Source organism: Microcystis sp. LE18-22.4A, assembly GCF_027531105.1.
GTDB lineage: Bacteria > Cyanobacteriota > Cyanobacteriia > Cyanobacteriales > Microcystaceae > Microcystis > Microcystis aeruginosa.
In genome coordinates this window covers 1-1210 of sequence record NZ_JAPZRB010000068.1, presented here as the reverse complement: position 1 = coordinate 1210, position 1210 = coordinate 1, and the positions used below count along the sequence as shown (strand labels likewise).

Annotated in this window: 1 protein-coding gene and 1 pseudogene; both read right to left on the bottom strand. The window is 35.1% G+C overall.

Features of this window, described 5'->3' with window-relative positions; genetic code table 11:
- Positions 1 to 241: 241 nt before the first annotated feature.
- Positions 242 to 809, bottom strand: a pseudogene (locus tag O9295_RS03020) (Uma2 family endonuclease).
- 35 nt (positions 810 to 844) lie between these two features.
- A partial coding sequence (locus O9295_RS03015; protein ID WP_288031594.1) for a DUF29 domain-containing protein occupies positions 845 to 1210 on the bottom strand: 366 nt, incomplete at its 5' end.

Sequence of the window (1210 nt, the reverse complement as noted above, 5' to 3'; positions counted from 1 at the left end):
TTCTCGGCTGGTGAGAGAGAGTCTATCTTTCTCTAAAAAAATGGAGAATCACGTTGGGGAACCCTTTGGTATTTTATCCATGACTACAATGCACAGCAAAGCAAAGGATTAAGCCGCCATCACTACTACCGAATCACCACCGGTTATTTCTGATGCGCCTTTCGTTTGTTTTTGTAGTTCTTTTAATCCGGGAATAGTTAAGCCGTTCATCATTTTTTAATTCTTGGGTTAACCGATAAAATTAAGAATTAAATACATCAAAAACCTTTAAGTTTAATTCTTTGAATCCAGGAGATTTTACTAAGTCATCATTGCTAAAATTACCGATTTTTGTATAAGTATTTCCTCTTAATTCTAAGACTAAAATGGTTTGAGTTTGGGGGTCAACGATCCAGTATTCGGGAATCCCACAATCTTGATATTGAATTCTTTTGGCGATGTAATCTCTCTCTTTGGATTTCCCCCGGACTAACCACTTCAAGGACTAATAAGGGTGGTGACATGGAAAGAAGAATCGTATTTCTCTGGGAGAGTAATTGAATATGTTCTTCTCGAATAATGGTTAAGTCAGGATAACAGTTTTTCGGTTCGCCTCTCACTTCTAATTCTAAACCATGTCCTCTGACTCTATCGGTTCCTAGCATTAAAGCAAAGACTAGAAAAAGACGATTAGCAATTTGAAAGTTAAGTCCTGATTCTGGTGGCATTTCTACCAATTCTCCGTTAAATAATTCATAAGATTCCTCTGAATTATCCTCATATTGTAGATATTCGGCAAAGGTTTGAAAGCGGGGTTTTGTGATTAACATAATTTCTTCATCTCTTTTTGTTGTTTAATTAATTTTTATGGCAACCAATTGCGATCTAGTAATTGTTCTAGTGAGTAAGGACATTGAGAGGGAAAAATCACAGTATTCGCTGTTTTTATTTTGACGAAACCTAACGCATCTTCATAAATATAGTTTAATTCTTCTTCTAAATAATTACGGAGGTTAGCCGTCATTTTTCGCCTTAATTGAGTCCGAAAAGTATAGATTTCTTCCTGCCAATTAATTGTATTATATTCTGTTTCTTTTGTCCAGTATTGCAGTAATAATAAATGGCGGATAACCTGTTCTAAAAGACTGGCTACTGCATTTTTCTTTTCTTTGCCCAAATCCTCTAATTCCTCGATTAAATGTTCTAAGTCTAGCTGTTGAAATTGATGATT